The sequence below is a fragment of the Streptomyces sp. NBC_01428 genome (genome assembly GCF_036231965.1).
Taxonomy (GTDB): domain Bacteria; phylum Actinomycetota; class Actinomycetes; order Streptomycetales; family Streptomycetaceae; genus Streptomyces.
The window spans coordinates 3,223,081-3,244,669 of sequence record NZ_CP109499.1 but is presented as its reverse complement, the minus strand read 5'-3'; the positions used below and the strand labels follow the sequence as shown (position 1 = coordinate 3,244,669).

19 protein-coding genes are annotated in these 21,589 nt (G+C 69.5%); all 19 read left to right on the top strand.

The genetic code is table 11. From position 1 onward, the window contains the following. Positions 1 to 83 precede the first annotated feature (83 nt). The 19 genes from OG406_RS13880 (at position 84) to atpA (ending at position 21,575) form a co-directional block, all read left to right on the top strand. Positions 84 to 1,376, top strand: a complete 1,293-nt coding sequence (locus OG406_RS13880) for a homoserine dehydrogenase (RefSeq protein ID WP_081219435.1) — start codon at positions 84 to 86, stop codon at positions 1,374 to 1,376. Between the two features lie 6 nt (positions 1,377 to 1,382). After that, positions 1,383 to 2,441, top strand: coding sequence for a threonine synthase (gene thrC, locus OG406_RS13875; RefSeq protein WP_081219436.1), 1,059 nt, complete (start codon positions 1,383 to 1,385; stop codon positions 2,439 to 2,441). A 395-nt stretch (positions 2,442 to 2,836) separates the two neighbouring features. Beyond that, positions 2,837 to 3,766, top strand: coding sequence for a homoserine kinase (thrB, locus tag OG406_RS13870; protein WP_164371807.1), 930 nt, complete (start codon positions 2,837 to 2,839; stop codon positions 3,764 to 3,766). 388 nt (positions 3,767 to 4,154) lie between these two features. Then, positions 4,155 to 6,230, top strand: coding sequence for a transcription termination factor Rho (gene rho, locus OG406_RS13865; RefSeq protein WP_267048560.1), 2,076 nt, complete (start codon positions 4,155 to 4,157; stop codon positions 6,228 to 6,230). A gap of 158 nt (positions 6,231 to 6,388) precedes the next feature. After that, positions 6,389 to 8,164, top strand: a complete 1,776-nt coding sequence (locus tag OG406_RS13860) for a trypsin-like serine protease (RefSeq protein WP_329185957.1) — start codon at positions 6,389 to 6,391, stop codon at positions 8,162 to 8,164. Positions 8,165 to 8,374: 210 nt separating this feature from the next. After that, positions 8,375 to 9,514: an LCP family protein gene (locus tag OG406_RS13855; protein ID WP_164371804.1), complete on the top strand. Its 1,140-nt coding sequence runs from the start codon at positions 8,375 to 8,377 to the stop codon at positions 9,512 to 9,514. Between the two features lie 202 nt (positions 9,515 to 9,716). Beyond that, the gene (rpmE, locus tag OG406_RS13850) at positions 9,717 to 9,938 is read left to right on the top strand and encodes a 50S ribosomal protein L31 (RefSeq protein ID WP_081219441.1); all 222 of its coding nucleotides are present in this window, start codon (positions 9,717 to 9,719) and stop codon (positions 9,936 to 9,938) included. 166 nt (positions 9,939 to 10,104) lie between these two features. Further along, on the top strand, positions 10,105 to 11,181 hold the full coding sequence (gene prfA, locus OG406_RS13845) for a peptide chain release factor 1 (RefSeq protein WP_081219442.1): 1,077 nt from the start codon (positions 10,105 to 10,107) through the stop codon (positions 11,179 to 11,181). Positions 11,182 to 11,260: 79 nt separating this feature from the next. Further along, a complete protein-coding gene (gene prmC / locus OG406_RS13840) occupies positions 11,261 to 12,100 on the top strand; it encodes a peptide chain release factor N(5)-glutamine methyltransferase (RefSeq protein ID WP_327408933.1) in 840 nt (279 codons plus the stop codon). 101 nt (positions 12,101 to 12,201) lie between these two features. Then, positions 12,202 to 12,849 (top strand): L-threonylcarbamoyladenylate synthase, encoded by a 648-nt coding sequence (locus OG406_RS13835; RefSeq protein WP_081219444.1) that lies wholly within the window; start codon positions 12,202 to 12,204, stop codon positions 12,847 to 12,849. 52 nt (positions 12,850 to 12,901) lie between these two features. Next, complete coding sequence (locus OG406_RS13830) at positions 12,902 to 13,549, top strand: arsenate reductase/protein-tyrosine-phosphatase family protein (RefSeq protein WP_081219445.1); 648 nt, start codon at positions 12,902 to 12,904, stop codon at positions 13,547 to 13,549. A 94-nt stretch (positions 13,550 to 13,643) separates the two neighbouring features. Continuing rightward, a complete protein-coding gene (gene glyA, locus OG406_RS13825) occupies positions 13,644 to 14,882 on the top strand; it encodes a serine hydroxymethyltransferase (protein WP_164371803.1) in 1,239 nt (412 codons plus the stop codon). Between the two features lie 129 nt (positions 14,883 to 15,011). After that, the gene (locus OG406_RS13820; protein WP_164371802.1) at positions 15,012 to 16,367 is read left to right on the top strand and encodes an MraY family glycosyltransferase; all 1,356 of its coding nucleotides are present in this window, start codon (positions 15,012 to 15,014) and stop codon (positions 16,365 to 16,367) included. A 297-nt stretch (positions 16,368 to 16,664) separates the two neighbouring features. Next, on the top strand, positions 16,665 to 17,102 hold the full coding sequence (locus OG406_RS13815) for a hypothetical protein (RefSeq protein WP_081219448.1): 438 nt from the start codon (positions 16,665 to 16,667) through the stop codon (positions 17,100 to 17,102). A gap of 225 nt (positions 17,103 to 17,327) precedes the next feature. Continuing rightward, the gene (gene atpB / locus OG406_RS13810) at positions 17,328 to 18,149 is read left to right on the top strand and encodes a F0F1 ATP synthase subunit A (RefSeq protein ID WP_081219449.1); all 822 of its coding nucleotides are present in this window, start codon (positions 17,328 to 17,330) and stop codon (positions 18,147 to 18,149) included. Positions 18,150 to 18,223: 74 nt separating this feature from the next. Continuing rightward, entirely contained in the window at positions 18,224 to 18,454 is a 231-nt protein-coding gene (gene atpE / locus OG406_RS13805; protein ID WP_024884520.1) for an ATP synthase F0 subunit C, read from the top strand. A gap of 41 nt (positions 18,455 to 18,495) precedes the next feature. Then, on the top strand, positions 18,496 to 19,041 hold the full coding sequence (locus tag OG406_RS13800; protein WP_164371801.1) for a F0F1 ATP synthase subunit B: 546 nt from the start codon (positions 18,496 to 18,498) through the stop codon (positions 19,039 to 19,041). Continuing rightward, a complete protein-coding gene (locus tag OG406_RS13795) occupies positions 19,038 to 19,859 on the top strand; it encodes a F0F1 ATP synthase subunit delta (protein WP_329185951.1) in 822 nt (273 codons plus the stop codon). Before OG406_RS13800 ends, OG406_RS13795 begins: the two co-directional genes overlap by 4 nt. A gap of 126 nt (positions 19,860 to 19,985) precedes the next feature. Next, the gene (gene atpA / locus OG406_RS13790; protein WP_081219452.1) at positions 19,986 to 21,575 is read left to right on the top strand and encodes a F0F1 ATP synthase subunit alpha; all 1,590 of its coding nucleotides are present in this window, start codon (positions 19,986 to 19,988) and stop codon (positions 21,573 to 21,575) included. The last annotated feature ends 14 nt before the right edge of the window (positions 21,576 to 21,589 follow it).

Below are 21,589 nucleotides of genomic sequence, written 5' to 3'. Positions count from 1 at the left end.
TCACGATCCGGACGAAGGGTAGAAACTCCCGTCCGGTGAGTGAGACTGGTCCAACCGAAGACGGTATGAGGAAACGAGGTCGGATGATGCGTACGCGTCCGCTGAAGGTGGCGCTGCTGGGCTGCGGGGTTGTCGGCTCAGAGGTGGCGCGCATCATGACGACGCACGCCGACGACCTCGCCGCCCGGATCGGTGCCCCCGTCGAGCTGGCGGGCGTGGCCGTCCGCCGCCCGTCCAAGGTGCGCGAGGGCATCGACCCCGCGCTGGTCACCACGGACGCGACCGCCCTCGTCAAACGCGGCGACATCGACGTGGTCGTCGAGGTCATCGGCGGGATCGAGCCCGCCCGGGCGCTCATCACCACCGCGTTCGAGCACGGTGCCTCCGTCGTCTCCGCGAACAAGGCGCTGCTCGCGCAGGACGGCGCGGCGCTGCACGCGGCCGCGGAGGAGAACGGCCGGGACCTCTACTACGAGGCCGCCGTCGCCGGTGCCATCCCGCTGATCCGCCCGCTGCGCGAGTCCCTCGCCGGCGACAAGATCAACCGCGTGATGGGCATCGTCAACGGCACGACCAACTTCATCCTCGACAAGATGGACTCGACGGGGGCCGGCTACCAGGAGGCCCTCGACGAGGCCACCGCCCTCGGGTACGCCGAGGCCGACCCGACCGCCGACGTCGAGGGCTTCGACGCCGCGGCCAAGGCCGCCATCCTCGCCGGGATCGCCTTCCACACGCGTGTGCGCCTCGACGACGTCTACCGCGAGGGCATGACCGAGGTCACCGCCTCCGACTTCGCCTCGGCGCGGGGGATGGGCTGCACCATCAAACTGCTCGCCATCTGCGAGCGGGCCGCCGACGGCGGGTCCGTCACGGCACGCGTGCACCCCGCGATGATCCCGCTGACCCACCCGCTCGCCTCCGTGCGCGGCGCGTACAACGCCGTGTTCGTCGAGGCCGAGGCCGCCGGCCAGCTGATGTTCTACGGGCCGGGCGCGGGCGGCGCCCCGACCGCCTCCGCGGTCCTCGGCGACCTGGTGGCCGTCTGCCGCAACCGGCTCGGCGGTGCGACCGGGCCCGGCGACTCGGCGTACACCCAGCTGCCCGTCTCGCCCATGGGCGAGGTCGTGACGCGCTACCACATCAGCCTCGACGTGGCCGACAAGCCGGGTGTCCTCGCCCAGGTGGCCACCGTCTTCGCCGAGCACGGGGTGTCCATCGACACCGTGCGCCAGTCCGGCAAGGACGGCGAGGCATCCCTCGTCGTCGTCACCCATCGTGCGTCCGACGCGTCCCTCGACGGGACCGTCGAGGCGTTGCGCGGCCTCGACACCGTGCGGGGCGTCGCCAGCATCATGCGGGTTGAAGGAGAGTAACCAGCAATGACCCACCAGTGGCGCGGAATCATCGAGGAGTACCGGGACCGGCTGCCGGTATCCGACAGCACGGCCGTCGTGTCGCTCCGCGAGGGCGGTACGCCGCTCGTGCCCGCGCAGGTGCTCTCCGAGCGCACGGGCTGCGAGGTCCACCTCAAGGTGGAGGGCGCCAACCCGACCGGGTCCTTCAAGGACCGCGGGATGACCATGGCGATCACGCGCGCGAAGGAGGAGGGCGCGAAGGCGGTCATCTGCGCCTCCACCGGCAACACGTCGGCGAGCGCCGCCGCCTACGCCGTGCGCGCCGGGATGGTCTGTGCCGTCCTCGTGCCGCAGGGCAAGATCGCGCTCGGCAAGATGGGCCAGGCCCTCGTGCACGGCGCCAAGATCCTCCAGGTCGACGGCAACTTCGACGACTGTCTGACGCTGGCGCGCTCGCTGTCCGACAACTACCCGGTGGCGCTGGTCAATTCGGTGAACCCGGTGCGTATCGAGGGCCAGAAGACCGCCGCCTTCGAGATCGTGGACATGCTCGGCGACGCGCCCGACATCCACGTCCTTCCGGTGGGCAACGCGGGCAACATCACCGCGTACTGGAAGGGGTACACCGAGTACGCCACCGACGGCATCGCCCGTCGCACCCCGCGCATGTGGGGGTTCCAGGCGTCCGGCTCCGCGCCCATCGTGCGCGGCGAGGTCGTCAAGGACCCGTCGACGATCGCCACCGCGATCCGGATCGGCAACCCGGCCTCGTGGAAGTTCGCGCTGGCCGCGCGGGACGAGTCGGGCGGCTTCATCGACGAGGTGACGGACCGTGAGATCCTGCGCGCCTACCGGCTGTTGGCCGCGCAGGAGGGTGTCTTCGTGGAGCCCGCGTCCGCCGCGTCGGTCGCCGGGCTGCTGAAGGCGGCCGAGCAGGGCAAGGTCGACCCGGGGCAGCGCATCGTCTGCACCGTCACGGGCAACGGTCTGAAGGACCCCGACTGGGCGGTCGCGGGTGCTCCGCAGCCCGTCACCGTCCCGGTGGACGCGGCGACGGCGGCGGAGCGGCTCGGACTGGCGTAACGCGGGCGATCCCGTCTGGCGTAAAGCCGCCAGGCGTAAACCCGCCAGGCGGGGCCCACGGCCCCGCCGACCACGCCCGACGGGGTGGTGACGGCGGGGGAAGCGGGCGGAAAAGCGTCAGAAGCCGATGAAAACCGGCCGCTTCGAGGGCCGTTCCCGTGGCGAACCGACGGGGGGTGCACAGGGGGCTTACGACACGCATCGTGCGCCTCCCGTGCGCCCTATGTCGCCACAGAACCTTCCTTCGATAGGCTGTACCGAACCCGCCCGCCGCATATGCCGCGGCGCCGTGACGTCCCTGCGGCCTCCGGGTCCTCGTGCCCGTCTGCCGCAGTTCCTCCCGCAGTTCATCGAACATCTCGTACATCACGCAGCTCAAGGAGAGTCATCGAGCGATGGCCGGTCCAGCGTTCCGCGCCGCCGCCGTCCGGGTGCGCGTCCCCGCCACCAGTGCCAACCTCGGCCCGGGCTTCGACGCCTTCGGCCTGTCACTGGGGCTCTACGACGACGTCGTCGTCCGGGTGGCCGACTCCGGGTTGCACATCGACATCGCAGGTGAGGGCAGTGAGACGCTGCCGCGCGACGAGAGTCATCTCCTCGTCCGCTCCCTGCGCACCGCCTTCGACCTGCTGGGCGGCCAGCCGCGCGGTCTGGAGATCGTCTGCGCCAACCGCATCCCGCACGGCCGCGGTCTGGGCTCCTCCTCCGCCGCCATCTGCGCCGGCATCGTCGCCGCCCGCGCGGTGACGATAGGCGGGGACAGCCGGCTCGACGACACCGCGCTCCTCGAGCTCGCGACCGAGATCGAGGGACACCCCGACAACGTCGCGGCCTGTCTGCTCGGCGGTTTCACGCTCTCCTGGATGGAGTCCGGCGCGGCCCGGGCGATCAGGATGGAGCCCGCCGATTCCATCGTTCCGGTGGTTTTCGTACCGGGAAAGCCCGTGCTCACGGAGACCGCGCGGGGTCTGCTTCCGCGCACCGTGCCGCATGTCGACGCCGCCGCCAACGCGGGCCGCGCCGCACTGCTCGTCGAGGCACTGACCCGGCGTCCCGAATTGCTGCTGCCCGCGACCGAGGACCGGCTGCACCAGGATTACCGGGCCCCCGCTATGCCGGAGAGCGCCGCGCTCGTCGACCGTCTGCGCGCCGACGGAATCCCCGCGGTGATCTCCGGAGCGGGCCCCACGGTGCTCGCTCTCGCGGACCGCGCCGCGGCCGACAAGGTCGCTGATCTCGCAGGTCAGGGGTGGGCCGCGAACCGATTGGACCTCGACGCCCAGGGGGCGTGCGTGCTGCCGCTCGCACCCGTCGGTGTCAGTTGACGACGCACGGTTGCCGGATTTCGAGAGGGGGAATGTTTGTTGGATCCGGTAGTGTTAACCTCAAGTCTGCACCCGACCCCACCATGGCGAGGTGCTTCGCGTCCCCGTCCGGGACACCCATTCTTCCGGGAGCCTCCCAAACTGCTTTGTGCCTTGCATTGGGTGCTATGCGCTGAGCAGTGCTGAGCACGCTCCGGAACCGGCGTGACCATGCCGATGACACCGCAATTCAGTGCCTCGGCCCGGGAATCGTCATCACCAGATATGTCTTCCGCCGCTTTGGCGGACCACCGCCCCGGCACGGTCCACACAGCAAGGACCAAAGCCGGACAGCACAACCGGTCGCCGAGCCAGACAGGCCGACGTCCGCTCCAGGGAAGGACCCTTCGTGAGCGACACCACCGATCTGATGGGCGCACGTGTCGAGGAGACCGCTGCCGCGCCCGCCACGGACGCCTCCGCGCCTGCCACCGGTGCCGGCTCCAGGCGACGCCGCGGTACCGGCCTCGACGGCATGGTGCTGGCCGAGCTGCAGCAGGTCGCATCCGGCCTCGGGATCAGGGGCACGGCGCGTATGCGCAAGAGCCAGCTGATCGAGGTCATCAAGGAGGCGCAGGCGGGAGGCGGTGCTCCGGCCAAGGCGGCATCCGCCGACGTGGCCACCGAGACCAAGCCGAAGCGTCGCGCCACCTCGAAGGCGCGTACGGGTGACGAGGCCGACGCTCCGGCCGAGAAGAAGGCGGAGAAGGTCGCGGCCGAGAAGGCCGTGTCCCAGCAGCAGATCGAGATTCCCGGCCAGCCGGCCGGCGGCCCCGCCCGTTCGGGCGACGCCGAGCGTGCGGGTGAGGACGCCCCCGCCGAGCGCCGCCGTCGCCGTGCCACCGCCGAGGCGGGCAGCCCCGAGACGGTCGTCGCCGAGGCGAAGGGCGACACGCAGACCCAGGTCGACGCCGACGGCGCCGAGGGCCGACGTGAGCGCCGCGACCGCCGTGACCGCGACCGGGGCGGCCGTGACCGCGACCGCCGTGGCGGCAAGGGCGACGAGCAGCAGGGCGGCCAGGGTGGCCAGGGCGGCCAGGACCGTCAGCAGCAGGGTGGCGGACAGCGCCAGGACCGCCAGGACCGTCAGGACCGCGACCGTCAGCAGCAGGGCGGCGGCCGTCAGGACCGCCAGCAGCAGCGTGACAACGGCCCGCGTGACAACGGCCCGCAGGACGACGACGACTTCGACGGCGGACGCCGCGGCCGGCGCGGACGCTACCGCGACCGCCGTGGGCGTCGTGGACGCGACGAGATCGCCGAGCCTCAGGTCGCCGACGACGACGTGCTGATCCCCGTCGCGGGCATCCTCGACATCCTCGACAACTACGCGTTCATCCGGACGTCGGGTTACCTCCCCGGCCCCAACGACGTGTACGTCTCCCTCGCCCAGGTCCGCAAGAACGGTCTGCGCAAGGGTGACCACGTCACCGGTGCCGTCCGTCAGCCCAAGGACGGCGAGCGCCGCGAGAAGTTCAACGCGCTGGTCCGCCTGGACTCCGCGAACGGCATGGCGGCCGAATCCGGCCGCGGGCGCCCGGAGTTCAACAAGCTGACGCCGCTCTACCCGCAGGACCGCCTCCGTCTGGAGACGGACCCGGGCGTGCTGACGACGCGGATCATCGACCTCGTCGCGCCGATCGGCAAGGGCCAGCGCGGTCTGATCGTGGCCCCGCCGAAGACCGGCAAGACCATGATCCTGCAGGCGATCGCCAACGCGATCACCGTCAACAACCCCGAGTGCCACCTGATGGTCGTCCTGGTCGACGAGCGTCCGGAAGAGGTCACCGACATGCAGCGGTCGGTGAAGGGCGAGGTCATCTCCTCGACCTTCGACCGTCCCGCCGAGGACCACACCACGGTCGCCGAGCTCGCCATCGAGCGTGCCAAGCGTCTGGTGGAGCTGGGCCACGACGTCGTCGTGCTGCTGGACTCGATCACCCGTCTGGGCCGTGCGTACAACCTGGCCGCCCCGGCCTCCGGCCGCATCCTGTCCGGTGGTGTCGACTCGACCGCGCTCTACCCGCCGAAGCGCTTCTTCGGTGCGGCGCGCAACATCGAGGACGGCGGTTCGCTGACGATCCTGGCCACCGCGCTCGTCGACACCGGCTCGCGCATGGACGAGGTCATCTTCGAGGAGTTCAAGGGCACCGGCAACGCCGAGCTCAAGCTCGACCGCAAGCTCGCCGACAAGCGCATCTTCCCCGCGGTGGACGTCGACGCGTCCGGTACCCGTAAGGAAGAGATCCTGCTCGGCAGCGACGAGCTCGCCATCACCTGGAAGCTGCGCCGCGTGCTCCACGCGCTCGACCAGCAGCAGGCGATCGAGCTGCTGCTCGACAAGATGAAGCAGACGAAGTCGAACGCCGAGTTCCTGCTCCAGATCCAGAAGACCACGCCGTCGCCGGGCAACGGCAACGACTGAGGTCCTCCGGGCCAGTAGCACCAGGGCCGCCCCCGTCACGCGAGTGACGGGGGCGGCCCTTTGCGCTGATGGGGACACCTGTACGATCGCGCCCTTGAACGTCTGCTGAAGCAGATCTGAACTCTTGACTCTGAGGGGGGACTTGAGTGGACACACCCATGTCTGGAGGCGGTCGTCACAGACGCCGCATACGGATAGCCGTCCCGGTCGCCGCAGCCGGCCTCGCCGCCGCCGTCGCGGGCGCGCTCCTGATGTCGTCCGCGAACGCCGCGCCCGGCTCGACGCCGCCCACACCGACCGTGCGGCCCGCCCACTCGACGCCGTCCCTGGCCGAGCTGGAGAAGCGCGTGGCGGGCGCCGTCGCCGGTGACGACACCGCGGGGCGTACGGCGCAGAAGGCGTCCCTGAGCGCCGACACGAACGCGGCGACGGTCGACCCGAAGATCATCGGCGGCACCACGACCAGTATCAGCACGGCCCCGTTCATGGCCCAGCTCTGGTACTACGACGAGGCCAAGGACCTCGGCTTCTTCTGCGGCGGATCCGTCGTGTCGCCGACGAAGATCCTCACCGCCGCGCACTGCGTCAAGGGATACGACTGGAAGGCCAACGGCGCCGTCATCACCGGCACCTCCCAGCTGGCGAGCGGCAGCACCCTGCCGCAGGGGGCCACGGTCAGCGCTCCCTGGCGGCAGTGGAACCACGCGTCGTACAACTCGACGACCTTCGACAACGACATCGCGGTCATCACGCTGGCGAGCCCCGTCACCGCCAAGCCGATCCGCATGACGACGTCCGGCGACACTGCCTCCTACGCCTCCGCCACCAAGGCGACGCTCTACGGCTGGGGCCGCACCACCTCCACCACCCAGGACATCTCCGAGACGCTGAAGACGGCCACGCTGCCGGTCAACTCGGACACCACCTGCAAGAGCGCCTACGCCGGTGAGTTCGTCGCGGGCCACATGGTCTGCGCGGGCACCAAGGCGACCGGTACCGACACGGGCACCACCACCGCCTGCAACGGCGACTCCGGCGGTCCGCTGATCGTCAACAGCCGCATCGTGGGCGTCGTCTCCTGGGGCGTCAAGGACTGCGTCGCGAAGGGCGCGTACAGCGTCTTCTCGAAGGTCAGCACCTACGTCGGCGCCGCCTGGCCGCACGTCGAGGACACCAACCTCAGCGGCGACAGCAAGGCCGACGTGTGGCTGCGCAGCGCTTCCAGCAAGAAGGGCTACCAGAAGGACTCCAAGGGCACCTCGCTCGCCACCCGCGTCTCCTGGGGCGACTGGAACGGCGTCAACGTCGTGCTCCAGACCGACCTGAACCGGGACGGCTACCAGGACCTCGTGGTCCGCGACAGCGCCAGCGGCGACGTCTTCTGGTCCCACTTCCTGCCCGCGACCGGCAAGTGGTCCACCGACAGGATCTTCAGCGGCTGGGGGACCCGCCTGCGCGTCATCGCGCCCGGCGACCTCACCGGCGACGGCCTGCCCGACATGCTCTCCGTCGACTCCTCCGGAACGATGTGGGAGTACCCCGGCAAGGGCAACGGCACCTTCTCCTCGCGGGTGCAGGTCGGCACCGGCTGGAGCCAGTACAACTCCGTGCGCGGACATGGGGACTTCACCGGTGACGGCAAGGCCGACCTGATCGCGCGCAGCAAGTCCGGCTCGTACATCTACCTCTACAAGGGGACCGGCAGGACCGGTAGCGGCGCGTTCTCCAGCCGCATCAAGGTGCGCACCTGGAGCACCTACGACGCCTTCGACGCCGTCGGGGACGTGACCGGCGACGGCAAGGCCGACTTCCTGGCCCGCAGCTCCGGCGGCACGCTCTACCTGTACCCGGGGACCGGAAAGGCCACCAGCGAGATCTTTGCCACAAGGGTCTCGCTCGGCACCGGTTTCGATCAGTACGACATCTTCGGCTGAAATCGCAGGTGGGCGGGTTTTTGCCCGGTCTCGCCGGTGACGCTCTGTGTCCATCGAGCCACATGATGGACACAGAGCGTTGTGCAACCCTTTCCCGAGTTTCCCCGTCTGACCGTACGGAGTGACCATGGAGCGGTACGCCTCGTCACGACCAGATGGGCCTAGCCCTGAAAGCAGGGGGTAACCGACCGCAAAGGGACTGAGGAGCACATGCCTGCCGAGAGCACACCGGAGCCCGAGATACCGGGAGAACCGGGCACGAGCGCCCCGCGCCGGGGCACGAAGGGCCGCCGCCGCAAGGCGCGCAGCACACGGAGCAAGGCCCTGCTCATCACGGCCTGGAGCGCCGCGGGCATCGTGGTGCTCGGCGGCACCGGAGCCGGCTACCTGTACTTCAAGCTCAACGGCAACATCAAGAGCGTCGACATCAACCAGGCGCTCGGCAGCGACCGGCCCACGAAGGTCGACAACGGCTCCGAGAACATCCTGGTCCTCGGCTCGGACACCCGTGCCGGCGGCAACAAGAAGCTGGGCGGCGGCACCGACGACGGCAGCGCCCGCTCCGACACCGCGATGATCATCCACGTGTACAAGGGCCACAAGAAGGCCAGCGTGGTCTCCATCCCGCGCGACACCCTGGTCGACCGGCCGTCCTGCACCGACGCCAAGGGCACCGCCCACGACGCGGCCTCCGGCGTGATGTTCAACTCCGCGTACTCCACCGGCGGCGCCACCTGCGCCGTGAAGACCGTCGAGTCCGTCAGCGGCATCCGCATGGACCACTACGTCGAGGTCGACTTCACCGGCTTCCAGAAGCTCATCGACGACCTCGGCGGCGTCAAGGTCACCACGACCAAGAGCATCAAGGACCCCGACAGCCACCTGCACCTGACGGCCGGCACGCACACCCTCGACGGTGAGCAGGCGCTCGGCCTGGTGCGCACCCGCCACGGCGTCGGCGACGGCTCCGACCTGGGCCGCATCCAGCTCCAGCAGGCCTTCATCAAGGCCCTGGTCAACCAGGTCAAGCACCTTGGCGTGCTGTCCAGCCCGAAGAAGCTCTACGACCTGGCCGACACCGCCACCAAGACGGTCACCACCGACTCCGACATCGGTTCGGTCACCGACCTCGCGTCCTTCGCCAACGGACTCAAGGGCATCAGCTCGTCGCACATGAACATGGTGACGATGCCGGTCCAGTACGACAGCGCCGACGCCAACCGCGTCCTGGTCGACAAGGACAAGGCGGCGCAGGTCTGGAAGGCGCTCAAGGACGACCAGCCGATCCCGAAGTCGGCCACCGAGGGCACCGCCACCGGCTCCGCGAAGAACGTCGTCAGCTCCGGCTGACGCCGCCCGGGAGGCCGCCCGGCGCCGCTCCGCCCCTGCTCACGGGGCCGGGGCCGGCCCCGCGGCGCCCGGGGGAATAGATCATCGCGTCCCCCGGTTTTGGGGGATACGGCCAGTGCTGGCAGACTGGTACGTCGGCCCCGGTTCACGCACCCGCATCCCGCGGCGGCGACCCGGAGCCCTCCCGAAACTAGGAGACACCTTGAAGCGCGACATCCACCCCGAGTACGTCGAGACGCAGGTCAGCTGCACCTGTGGCGCGTCGTTCACCACCCGGAGCACCATCGACTCCGGCACCATCCGTGCCGAGGTCTGCTCCGAGTGCCACCCGTTCTACACGGGCAAGCAGAAGATCCTCGACACCGGTGGCCGCGTGGCCCGCTTCGAGGCCCGCTTCGGCAAGGCTGCCGCTGCCAACAAGTAGCGAGCCCACAGCGCCGGTCTTCGGCGTCCCCGGCACGGGGGCGCCGGGACCGGCGCTTTGCGGTGCAGCCCTTTCCCCGGGTTCCGGCCACGCCGGAAACAGGGGCCCCCCATGCCGTACCCCACGTCCCCGAGCCCATGACGGGGACAGTCCATTGGAGCCGGAGATGTTCGAGGCGGTCGAGGAACTGATCGGTGAGCACGCCGATCTGGAGAAGAAGCTCGCTGACCCGTCGGTCCACGCCGACCAGGCCAACGCGCGCAAGCTCAACAAGCGCTACGCCGAGCTGACCCCGATCGTCGCGACGTACCGCTCCTGGAAGCAGACCGGGGACGACATCGGCACGGCGAAGGAGTTCGCCGCCGACGACCCCGACTTCGTCGCCGAGGTCAAGGACCTGGAGAAGCAGCGCGAGGAGCTCACCGAGAAGCTCCGCCTGCTCCTGGTCCCGCGCGACCCGAGCGACGACAAGGACGTCATCCTGGAGATCAAGGCGGGCGCCGGCGGCGACGAGTCCGCCCTGTTCGCCGGTGACCTCCTGCGCATGTACCTCCGCTACGCCGAGCGCATCGGCTGGAAGACCGAGATCATCGACTCCACCGAGTCCGAGCTCGGCGGCTACAAGGACGTCCAGGTCGCCGTGAAGACCAAGGGCGGCCAGGGTGCCACCGAGCCCGGCCAGGGCGTCTGGGCCCGCCTCAAGTACGAGGGCGGCGTGCACCGCGTGCAGCGCGTGCCCTCCACCGAGTCGCAGGGCCGCATCCACACCTCCGCCGCCGGCGTGCTCGTCACCCCCGAGGCCGAGGAGGTCGATGTCGAGATCCACGCGAACGACCTGCGGATCGACGTCTACCGCTCCTCCGGCCCCGGCGGCCAGTCCGTCAACACCACCGACTCCGCCGTGCGCATCACGCACATTCCCACCGGAGTCGTCGCTTCCTGCCAGAACGAGAAGAGCCAGCTGCAGAACAAGGAGCAGGCGATGCGTATCCTGCGCTCCAGGCTCCTCGCGGCGGCCCAGGAAGAAGCGGAACGGGAGGCCGCGGACGTCCGCCGCAGCCAGGTCCGCACCGTCGACCGTTCCGAGAAGATCCGTACGTACAACTTCCCGGAGAATCGCATCTCGGACCACCGCGTCGGCTTCAAGGCGTACAACTTGGACCAGGTCCTGGACGGCGACCTCGACGCGATGATCCAGGCCTGCGTCGACGCGGACTCGGCAGCCAAGCTCGCCGCCGCGTAAGCAGCCCACGACAACAGCTCAGCCCCGGAGGACCAGCGTGCAGCAACATTTTGGGGGTCGACCCCCGAACTCCCGCAGCGTGCTGCTCGCGGAAGTCGCCCAGGCCACCCAGCGGCTGGCCGACGCCGGCGTGCCCTCGCCGCGCAACGACGCGGAGGAACTCGCCGCCTTCGTGCACGGCGTGAAGCGGGGCGAGCTGCACACCGTCAAGGACGTGGACTTCGACGCCCGCTACTGGGAGGTCATCGCGCGCCGCGAGGCGCGTGAACCGCTCCAGCACATCACCGGGCGCGCCTACTTCCGCTACCTCGAACTCCAGGTGGGGCCCGGTGTGTTCGTGCCCCGGCCGGAGACCGAGTCGGTCGTCGGCTGGGCCATAGACGCCGTCCGCGCGATGGACGTCGTCGAACCGCTGATCGTCGACCTGTGCACCGGATCGGGCGCCATCGCGCTCGCCCTCGCGCAGGAGGTCCCGCGCTCCCGTGTGCACGCCGTGGAGCTGTCCGAGGACGCCCTCAGGTGGACGCGCAAGAACGTCGAGGGGTCCAGGGTCGACCTGCGCCAGGGAGACGCCCTGGAGGCCTTCCCGGACCTCGACGGCCAGGTGGACCTGGTGATCTCCAACCCTCCGTACATCCCGCTCACCGAGTGGGAGTACGTGCAGCCGGAGGCCCGCGACCACGACCCCGAACTCGCCCTGTTCTCGGGGGAGGACGGACTCGACCTCATCCGCGGCATCGAGCGCACCGCGCACCGGCTGCTGCGCCCCGGAGGCGTCGTCGTCGTCGAGCACGCCGACACCCAGGGCGGACAGGTTCCGTGGATCTTCACCGAGGAGCGGGGCTGGGCCGACGCGGCCGACCACCCCGACCTCAACAACCGGCCCCGCTTCGCGACCGCCCGCAAGGCGATGCCGTGAGCCCGGCCCACCGCGTCCCGGCGCCCGGCGACAGGGCACGCGCACGCATCGTGTTCCCCCCGTTTCCCCACCAGCAGTACGTGTACGAGGAGGCCCGCTAAATGGCACGGCGATACGACACCAACGACGCGACCGACCGCACCACCGGTCTGCGCGAGGCAGCGTCCGCCGTCCGCCGTGGCGAACTGGTGGTCCTCCCGACGGACACCGTCTACGGCGTCGGCGCCGACGCGTTCACCTCCGAGGCCGTGGCCGACCTCCTCGACGCCAAGGGACGGGGCCGCAACATGCCCACCCCCGTCCTCATCGGCTCCCCGAACACCCTGCACGGCCTCGTCACGGACTTCTCCGAGATGGCCTGGGAACTCGTCGACGCGTTCTGGCCCGGTGCCCTCACGCTCGTCGCCAAGCACCAGCCGTCCCTCCAGTGGGACCTCGGCGACACCCGCGGCACGGTGGCGATCCGCATGCCGCTGCACCCCGTCGCCATCGAGCTGCTCACCGAGGTCGGCCCGATGGCCGTCTCCTCCGCCAACCTCACGGGCCACCCCTCCCCGGAGACCTGTGACGCCGCGCAGGACATGCTCGGGGACTCCATCTCGGTCTACCTGGACGGCGGCCCCACCCCGGGCAACGTGCCCTCCTCGATCGTCGACGTGACCGGCAAGGTCCCGGTGCTGCTGCGCGCGGGCGCCCTGTCGGCGGAGGAGCTCCGGAAGGTCGTACCCGACCTCGAGGTGGCGAATTGACCGCCCCTGCCTCCTCCCGGCCCCCCGCTCCGCACGACCAGGGGGAACCCCCATGCGTGGCATAGGCACGGGGATCACGGGGACCGACGGGTCCCCCAGGGAGTCCTTCCGCATCCTCCACGTCAGCACCGGCAACGTGTGCCGCTCGCCCATCACCGAGCGGCTGACCCGGCATGCCCTCGCGGACCGGCTCGGCGACCCCCGGTGGGGCGGCCTCATCGTGGAGAGCGCCGGTACCTGGGGCCACGAGGGCGCGCCCATGGAGGCCAACGCGGCGACCGTCCTCGCCGACTTCGGCGCGGACCCCTCCGGCTTCGTCGGGCGTGAACTGCTCGACGACCACGTCATCCGCGCCGACCTCGTCCTGACGGCCACCCGCGACCACCGCGCGCAGGTCATCTCCATGGGGCACTCGGCGGGCCTGCGCACCTTCACCCTGAAGGAGTTCACCCGCCTCGTCCGCGCCATAGACCCGGCGACCCTGCCGCCCCTGGAGCACGGCGTCGTCGAACGCGCCGTCGCCCTGGTGCGCGCCGCCGCCGCCCTGCGCGGCTGGCTGCTGGCCCCGACGGCGGAGGCGGACGAGGTCTTCGACCCCTACGGGGCGCCGCTGCCGTTCTTCCGGTCCATCGGCGACGAGATCAACGAGGCGCTCGACCCGGTCGTCACCGCGCTGACGGGGGTACGCGCCCGGACCTGACATCGGGCGTCCCGGGAGACGGACATCAGGCGTCGCGGGGCCCGCGGTCCTACATTGGACGTAGCGCGCGTCCCCGCCGAGTCCGGAGTCCACCATGCCGGTCACCCAGATGCCCGAAGCGGATGTCCTCCTGCGCCAGGACCCCGAGATGGCGGAGATCCTGCGCGGTGAGCTGGACCGGCAGTCCACGACCCTCCAGCTGATCGCCGCCGAGAACTTCACCTCGCCCGCCGTGCTGGCCGCGCTCGGCTCCCCGATGGCGAACAAGTACGCCGAGGGATACCCCGGCGCCCGCCACCACGGCGGCTGCGAACTCGTCGACGTCGCCGAACGCGTCGCCGTCGACCGCGCCAAGGCCCTGTTCGGCGCCGACCACGCCAACGTCCAGTCCCACTCCGGGAGTTCGGCCGTCCTCGCCGCGTACGCCGCCCTGCTGCGCCCCGGTGACACCGTGCTGGCGATGGGCCTGCGCTCCGGCGGTCACCTCACCCACGGCTCGCCCGCGAACTTCTCCGGACGCTGGTTCGACTTCGTCGGATACGGGGTCGAGGCGGAGACCGGGCTCATCGACCACGAGGAGGTGCGCGCGCTGGCCCGCGCCCACCGCCCCAAGGCCGTCGTCTGCGGATCGATCTCCTACCCCCGGCACATCGACCACGCCTTCTTCCGCGAGGTCGCCGACGAGGCCGGCGCCTATCTGATCGCGGACGCCGCCCACCCCATCGGGCTCGTCGCCGGGGGAGCGGCGCCCAATCCGGTGCCGTACGCCGACGTGGTGTGCGCGACGACGCACAAGGTGCTCCGGGGGCCGCGTGGCGGCATGATCCTGTGCGGGAGCGAGCTGGCCGAGCGGGTGGACCGGGCGGTCTTCCCGTTCACCCAGGGCGGCGCGCAGATGCACACCATCGCGGCGAAGGCCGTCGCGTTCGGCGAGGCGGCGACCCCGGCGTTCACGGCGTACGCCCATCAGGTGGTCGCCAACGCGCGGGTGCTGGCCGCCGGACTGGACGCGGAGGGGCTCGCCGTCACCACCGGTGGCACCGACACCCACCTCGTCACGGTGGATCCGGCGCCGCTCGGTGTCGACGGGCGCACGGCGCGTGGCCGGCTCGCCGCCGCCGGTATGGTCCTCGACACGTGTGCGCTGCCCCACGGCGACGCCCGTGGCCTGCGGCTGGGCACCGCGGCGCTGACCACCCAGGGAATGGGCGAGGCGGAGGCCGCGCGGGTCGCGGTCCTGTTCGCCGGGGTGCTGCGGGACGAGATCGAGGCCAGGCGGGCCCGTGAAGAAGTGCGGGAGCTGACCGGAAGATTTCCCCCATATCCGGACTGACCGCGGGTACATGTGCACAGGTGCACAGCCACTCGTGCAACCATCGTCGCTACCCGGAAGTCCCCAACCATATGCGTGCATCGCTAGGGTGTGGGGCTGTGATGGCCAGCGAGACCTGTGGGGAAGCCCGTGCGTGAATACCTGCTGACGCTCTGCATCACGGCCGCGGTGACGTATCTGCTGACAGGGCCGGTACGGAAGTTCGCGATCGTGGCCGGAGCCATGCCGGAAATCCGTGCGCGCGACGTGCACCGTGAACCCACGCCGCGGCTCGGCGGCATCGCGATGTTCTTCGGCCTGTGCGCCGGTCTGCTGGTCGCGGACCACCTGACGAACCTCAACGAGGTCTTCGCCAACTCGAACGAACCGCGTGCCCTGCTCTCCGGAGCCGCGCTGATCTGGCTGATCGGCGTGCTGGACGACAAGTTCGAGATCGACGCCCTGATCAAGCTGGGCGGCCAGATGATCGCCGCCGGTGTGATGGTGGTGCAGGGTCTGACGATCCTGTGGCTGCCGATCCCGGGCGTCGGCCTGGTCGCGCTGACCCAGTGGCAGGGCACGCTGCTGACGGTGGCGCTCGTCGTCATCACGATCAACGCGGTCAACTTCGTGGACGGCCTCGACGGACTGGCCGCCGGTGTGGTGTGCATCGCGTCCGCCGCGTTCTTCCTGTACGCCTACCGGATCTGGTACTCGTACGGCATCGAGGCGGCCGCCCCGGCGACGCTGTTCGCGGCGATCCTGATGGGCATGTGCCTGGGCTTCCTGCCGCACAACATGCATCCCGCGCGGATCTTCATGGGCGACTCCGGCTCGATGCTCATCGGGCTGGTGCTGGCCGCCGGCGCGATCTCCATCACGGGGCAGATCGACCCCGACGTGATGAACCTCTTCTCCGGTTCCGAGCGCAACACCGTCCACCAGACGGTTCCCGTGTTCATCCCGCTGCTGCTGCCGCTGACGATCATCGCGATCCCGGCCGCCGACCTCGTGCTCGCCATCGTGCGGCGCACCTGGCGCGGACAGTCGCCGTTCGCGGCGGACCGCGGGCACCTGCACCACCGCCTCCTGGAGGTCGGCCACTCGCACAGCCGCGCTGTGCTGATCATGTACTTCTGGTCGGCGCTGATCTCGTTCGGCGCTCTCGCCTACTCGGTCAACTCCGGGGCCATGTGGAGCGTGCTGGCCATCGCGGCACTCAGCGCGGTCGGTCTGGTGCTGCTCCTGCTGCCGCGCTTCACACCGCGTGCCCCGCGCTGGGCGGAGCACCTCCTGCCGCCGCGCTACCGCCGGCGCAGGGCCGCCGCCGCGGCCGCCGTGGACGGGGCGCCCGTGATGCACGAGACGGCCGTCACGGACGGGCCGGACGAGGCGCGTGAACACCGTGCCGCCGCGGTCGCCGGAGTCTCAGGAGTCAACGGGGCAACGGCAATTGGTGCCCGTTCGGGACTCCTGGACCGGCGTGAGGCCGAGTCGTCGCGCTGACGTGAAGGTAAGAATCTGACTAACGCGTGACCAAGTCGTGGGGGAGCAAAGAGCCCCAATACCAGACAAGTTGACCCCTTGGGTGCGCAGACGCGCACTGTCACTCTCATGTGTGACAGTGAGCACACCAACCAGGTAAAGACCTCATCAAATAGTTTGTGATACGGTTCACGAGAACCCGGGACACAGCCGAAGGACCCTAGTGCGACGGTCCCTTGGCGTGAGGTTCTCTCTCCACCCGGGACTACGCTCGTCCATGACGACACCCTGCCCCCCTGAGCAAGCGGAGTTGCCGCCATGCCGTCCAATGACGCCCGGATTCTCCTTCAAGCCGCTGTACCCACAGCTGCCGTCGGCGCGATTGCCGCCGCGGTCAGTGGTGTGGTCGCCGGCGGCAAGGGAGCGGTCGGGGCGGTCGTCGCGACGCTGGTCGTGATCCTCTTCATGGGGCTCGGTCTCTACGTTCTGCAGCGCACCGCCAAATCGCTTCCGCACCTGTTCCAGGCGATGGGTCTCTTGCTCTACACGGCGCAGATTCTTCTGCTGTTCATCTTCGTCGCCGCGTTCAAGAACACGTCGTTGTTCAACCCCAAGTCCTTCGCGCTCACCCTGGTCGTCACCACGCTCGCGTGGATCGGCGCACAGGCGCGTGCCCACATGAAGGCCAAGATCCTCTACGTCGAACCCGAGTCCTCGAAGGGCGACAAGCCCGAGAAGACAGGGCACTCGTCGTGAACGGTAGGGCCGGGATAAGTGCGCGTAAGAGATCCTGCTATCGTCCGGTGCCAACTGCGGCATCGCGGGCGCGGGCATCTGAGCTGACGCCTGCTCAATCGCGAGGCTTGATGCCCCACAGCCGCCCCCACATCCGTAACACCAGTCCAGTGCCGAACCGCGGCTGTGCGCCGCGCCGACACAACGAGGTTGCCGTACCTATGCGCCACGCTGAAGGAGCCCGCGGTGAGTGCTGACCCGACGCAGGTGCTCGCCTTCGAGACCGACTGCCACATCTTCGACGGCTGTGGCTTCCCGGCTCCCGGCCTGCACTCGTTCCTGTTCGAGCCCCTCTGGGGCGACGGTGACAGCAACGTCTACTTCAACAAGACGATGCTCCTGGCGCTGCTCGGTTCGATCGTCATCGTCGGCTTCTTCTGGGCCGCCTTCCGTAAGCCGAAGGTCGTCCCGGGCAAGCTGCAGATGATCGCCGAGGCGGGCTACGACTTCGTCCGCCGTGGCGTCGTCTACGAGACGATCGGCAAGAAGGAAGGCGAGAAGTACGTTCCGCTGATCGTCTCGCTGTTCTTCTTCGTCTGGATGATGAACCTCTGGTCGATCATTCCGCTCGCCCAGTTCCCGGTCACCGCGATCATCTCGTACCCGCTGGTGCTGGCCCTGATCGTCTATGTCCTGTGGGTCTCGCTGACCTTCAAGCGGCACGGCTTCGTGGGCTTCTTCAAGAACGTCACCGGATACGACAAGTCGCTCGGCCCGGTTCTGCCGCTCGCCATGGTCATCGAGTTCTTCTCGAACCTGCTCGTCCGCCCGTTCACGCACGCGGTGCGACTGTTCGCGAACATGTTCGCGGGCCACACGCTGCTGCTGCTGTTCACCATCGCCAGCTGGTACCTGCTCAACGGCATCGGCATCGCGTACGCGGGCGTCTCGTTCATCATGACCCTCGTCATGACCGCGTTCGAGCTGTTCATCCAGGCCCTGCAGGCCTACGTCTTCGTCCTGCTGACCTGCACCTACATCCAGGGCGCACTGGCCGAGAACCACTGAGCGCCTCCCCTCTCGACCCCGCAGTCGTCCGGTGGCCAACCCCCACCGGTCCGTAAAGAAAAGGAAGAACTGGCATGTCCCAGACCCTTGCCGCTGTCTCCGGCTCGCTCGGCTCGATCGGTTACGGCCTCGCGGCCATCGGCCCCGGCGTCGGCGTCGGCATCATCTTCGGTAACGGCACCCAGGCCCTCGCCCGTCAGCCCGAGGCCGCCGGTCTGATCCGCGCCAACCAGATCCTCGGCTTCGCCTTCTGTGAGGCGCTCGCCCTCATCGGTCTGGTCATGCCGTTCGTCTACGGCAAGTGATCTTCGGATCCACGACAGCCCACTAGACGAAAGGCACTGACATGAGCCAGCTGCTCATTCTGGCGGCCGAGGAGACGGAAAACCCCCTCGTCCCGCCGATTCCCGAGCTTGTCATCGGCCTGCTCGCCTTCGTCATCGTCTTCGGCTTCCTGGCCTGGAAGCTCCTCCCGAACATCAACAAGGTTCTGGAGCAGCGTCGCGAGGCCATCGAGGGCGGTATCGAAAAGGCCGAGGCCGCTCAGACCGAGGCCCAGAGCGTTCTTGAGCAGTACAAGGCTCAGCTCGCCGAGGCCCGTCACGAGGCCGCGCGCCTGCGCCAGGAGGCACAGGAGCAGGGCGCCACGCTCATCACCGAGATGCGCGCGGAAGGCCAGCGGCAGCGCGAAGAGATCATCGCCGCCGGTCACACGCAGATCGAGGCGGACCGCAAGGCCGCGTCGCAGGCGCTGCGTCAGGACGTCGGCCACCTGGCCACCGACCTGGCCGGCAAGCTGGTCGGCGAGTCCCTCGAGGACCACGCCCGCCAGAGCCGTGTCATCGACCGTTTCCTCTCCGAGCTTGAGGAGAAGGCCGAGGCGGCTCGATGACAGCGCACGGAGCGAGCCGCGAGGCAACCGCAGCCGCACGTGAGCGTCTCGACGCGCTGACGGACTCCACGTCCGTGGACGCGGCGCAGCTCGCCGACGAGCTGGCCGCGGTCACCGCGCTGCTCCACCGCGAGGTGTCGCTGCGTCGGGTCCTCACCGACCCGGCGCAGCCCGCCGAGGCCAAGGCCGAGCTGGTCCAGCGCCTGCTGGGCGCCCAGGTGAGCGGTACCACCGCCGACCTGGTCACCGGCATGGTGCGTTCCCGCTGGTCGCAGCCCCGCGACCTGGTGGACGCGCTCGAGGAGATCGCCGCGACCGCCGACCTCACGGCGGCCCAGCGGACGGGCGCGCTCGACGATGTCGAGGACGAGCTGTTCCGCTTCGGCCGGATCGTCTCCTCGAACACCGAGCTGCGCGCCGCGCTGACCGACCGGGCCGCCACCACGGCGGCCAAGAGCCAGCTGCTGCGCAGCCTGCTCGGCGGCCGGGCCAACGTGACGACCGAGCGTCTCGTGACGCGCCTTGTGACCGCGCCGCGCGGACGTAGCCTGGAAGCGGGACTCGACTCCCTGTCCAAGCTCGCCGCCGAGCGCCGCAACCGCATGGTCGCCGTGGTCACCTCGGCGGTGCCGCTGAGTGACGGCCAGAAGCAGCGCCTCGGCGCCGCGCTGGCGAAGCTCTACGGCCGCCCGATGCACCTGAACCTCGACGTGGACCCCGATGTCCTCGGCGGGATCCGGGTGCAGGTCGGTGACGAGGTCATCAACGGTTCGATCGCGGACCGTCTCGAGGACGCCACTCGCCGTATGGCGAGCTAGCAAGCCCATAAGCAGGACGCAATTACGGCCCATGTTGGGCCGTGCAGAGGATTCACCTCTTTCAGGGGGGAGTCCCCATCCCCCCAAGTGAAACTTCGGGCCCAACAAGGAGAGCAGGGAACCCAGATGGCGGAGCTCACGATCCGGCCGGAGGAGATCCGGGATGCGCTGGAGAACTTTGTCCAGTCGTACAAGCCGGACGCGGCCTCGCGCGAGGAGGTCGGTACGGTCACCGTCGCCGGCGACGGTATCGCCAAGATCGAGGGTCTCCCCTCGGCCATGGCGAACGAGCTGCTGAAGTTCGAGGACGGAACTCTCGGCCTCGCGCTCAACCTGGAAGAGCGCGAGATCGGTGCGGTCGTCCTCGGCGAGTTCAGCGGTGTCGAGGAGGGCCAGCCGGTGCAGCGCACCGGTGAGGTGCTGTCCGTCGCCGTGGGCGAGGGTTACCTCGGCCGCGTCGTCGACCCGCTCGGCAACCCGATCGACGGCCTCGGCGAGATCGAGACGTCCGGACGACGCGCCCTCGAGCTGCAGGCTCCGGGCGTCATGGTCCGCAAGTCGGTGCACGAGCCGATGGAGACGGGCTACAAGGCCGTCGACGCGATGACCCCGATCGGCCGTGGCCAGCGTCAGCTGATCATCGGCGACCGCCAGACCGGCAAGACCGCCCTGGCCGTCGACACGATCATCAACCAGCGTGACAACTGGCGCTCGGGCGACACGAAGAAGCAGGTCCGCTGCATCTACGTCGCCATCGGTCAGAAGGGTTCCACCATCGCCTCCGTGCGTGGTGCGCTCGAAGAGGCCGGCGCCCTGGAGTACACGACCATCGTCGCCGCCCCGGCGTCCGACCCGGCCGGCTTCAAGTACCTGGCGCCGTACACCGGTTCGGCCATCGGCCAGCAGTGGATGTACGAGGGCAAGCACGTCCTCATCATCTTCGACGACCTCTCGAAGCAGGCCGACGCCTACCGCGCCGTGTCCCTGCTGCTCCGCCGCCCGCCGGGGCGCGAGGCCTACCCCGGTGACGTCTTCTACCTGCACTCCCGTCTGCTGGAGCGCTGCGCGAAGCTCTCCGACGACCTGGGCGCCGGTTCGATGACCGGTCTGCCGATCGTCGAGACCAAGGCGAACGACGTGTCGGCGTTCATCCCGACCAACGTCATCTCCATCACCGACGGCCAGTGCTTCCTGGAGTCCGACCTGTTCAACGCCGGCCAGCGTCCGGCCCTGAACGTCGGTATCTCGGTCTCCCGCGTCGGTGGCTCCGCCCAGCACAAGGCGATGAAGCAGGTCTCCGGCCGGCTTCGCCTCGACCTCGCCCAGTACCGCGAGCTGGAGGCGTTCGCCGCCTTCGGTTCCGACCTGGACGCCGCGTCGAAGTCGCAGCTGGAGCGCGGTCAGCGTCTGGTCGAGCTGCTCAAGCAGGCTCAGTACCAGCCGATGCCGACCGAGGACCAGGTCGTCTCCGTCTGGGCCGGCACCACCGGCAAGATGGACGACGTTCCGGTCGAGGACGTCCGCCGCTTCGAGAAGGAGCTCCTGGAGTACCTGCACCGCAAGGAGCAGGGCCTCATGACCTCCATCAAGGAGGGCGGCAAGATGTCGGACGACACGCTCACCGCCGTCGCGGACTCCATCGCGGACTTCAAGAAGCAGTTCGAGACCTCGGACGGGAAGCTTCTCGGCGAGGACGCTCCGGCCGCGGCCAAGTGACGTAAGGAAGGGAC